Here is a 2126-nt window from a genome sequence, read left to right on the forward strand (position 1 = left end):
CATCAGCCACGTGGTGTTCAAACCGGGCACCGTGGAGCAGATCCGGTCGGTGGTCCGCATCGCCGCGGAGGTACCCACCAAGCCGGTCATCATGCACATCGAGGGCGGTCGCGCCGGCGGGCACCACTCCTGGGAGGACCTCGACGACTTGCTGCTGGCCACCTACTCGGAGCTGCGCTCGCAGCCGAACATCACCGTCTGCGTCGGCGGCGGTATCGGCACTCCCGAACGTGCGGCCGACTACCTTTGCGGCCACTGGGCGAGAGCGCACGGATTCCCGCCGATGCCCGTCGACGGCATCCTGGTCGGCACCGCCGCGATGGCCACCCAAGAATCCACCACCTCGCCGTCGGTTAAGCGGATGCTCGTCGACACGCAGGGCACAGACCAGTGGATCAGCGCCGGAAAAGCCCGGGGCGGCATGGCTTCCAGCCGCAGCCAGCTCGGCGCGGACATCCACGAGATCGACAACGCCGCATCGCGGTGCGGGCGGCTGCTCGACCAGGTCGCCGGCGACGCCGGCGCGGTCGCGGCGCGCCGCGACGAGATCATCGCGGCGTTGGCCAACACCGCCAAGCCCTACTTCGGCGACGCCGCCGAGATGACCTACGCTCAGTGGCTGCGCCGCTACGTCGAGTTGAGCATCGGCGACGGGGACTCCACCGCTATATACCCCCCCAGCGCCGCACCGCACAGTCCGTGGCTGGCCGACACCTGGCGAGACCGATTCGGCGCAATGCTGCAGCGCGCTGAATCCCGGCTGCACGAGCAAGATTTCGGTTCCATCGAGACGCTGTTCAACGACGAGCAGCTGCTGGAACGGCCGGCCGATGCCATCGCCACCCTGCTGACCCGCTACCCCGACGCCGAGACCGTGCAACTGCACCCTGCCGACGTGGCGTTCTTCGTGACGCTGTGCAAGACGCTGGGCAAGCCGGTCAACTTCGTCCCGGTGATCGACAAAGACGTGCGCCGCTGGTGGCGCAGCGATTCACTGTGGCAGGCTCACGATGCGCGTTACGACGCCGACCAGGTGTGCATCATCCCCGGGACCGCATCGGTGGCCGGCATCACCGGCGTCGACGAACCCGTCGGCGAGCTGCTGGACCGGTTCGAGCAGACAGCCGTCGATCAGCTGCTGTCGACCGGGGCGCAGCCCGCGCCGGTGACCGCGCGCCGGCAGGGTCGCGCCGGTGTCACCGGGCCGCTGGCCGTCATGCTCGACGTTCCCGACGTGCTGTGGGCCGGCCGCACCGCGGCCAACCCGGTACACCGCATCGCCGGCGCCGGCCAGTGGCAGGTGCATGACAACCGCACCGCCACCCACCCGTCCACCGGGGCGCGGCTGGAGGTCGTCTCGGACGAGCAGGTGACGCTGAGCGTTCCGTTGTCGGGCACCTGGATCGACATCCGGTTCACTCTGCCGGCAACCGTCGCCGACGGCGCCACCCCGCTGGTGTCCGCCGGCGATGCCGCGGCGGCGATGCGCTCGGTGTTGGCCGTCGCCGCCGGCGCCGACCGGCCGGACGCGCTGCCCCCGGTACATGACGGCACGGCCAACCTGACCGTCGACTGGGACCCCGAACAGGTGGCCGACCACACCGGCGTCACCGCCACCTTCGGCGGACCGCTGGCTCCGGGACGGTCCACGGTGCCCGACGCGCTGGTCGGGCGCTGCTGGCCCGCGGTGTTCGCGGTCATCGGCTCGGCGGTCACCCACACGGGCTTCCCGGTGGTGGAGGGTCTGCTTTCCCTGGTGCACCTGGACCACGCCGTGCACCTGCTGAGTCCACTGCCCGACGCACCGACCCAACTGAAGGTCACCGCAACGGTTTCCACCGTCACCGACACCGAGGTGGGCCGTGTCGTCCCGGTCTCGGTGACCATCGCCGACACTGGCGCAACCGGTGGCGCCGTACTGGCCACCCTGGCGGAGCGGTTCGCGATCCGCGGCCGCACCGGTGCCGCTGAGCTCACCGACCCGGTCCGGGCCGGCGGTGCGTTCTCCGCCGTAGGCGGCACCACCGACACCCCGCGCCGCCGCCGTCGCGACATCACCATGACCGCACCGGCGGACATGCGGCCGTTCGCGGTGGTGTCCGGCGACCACAACCCGATCCACACCG

The 2126-nt window shown here is 70.9% G+C and carries 1 protein-coding gene; it reads left to right on the forward strand.

The window, feature by feature from the left end:
- A partial coding sequence (locus AC2VON_RS02585) for a fatty acid synthase subunit beta domain-containing protein (RefSeq protein WP_486951535.1) occupies positions 1 to 2126 on the forward strand: 2126 nt, incomplete at both ends.

The sequence above is a fragment of the Mycobacterium sp. TH-M82 genome (assembly GCF_057473605.1).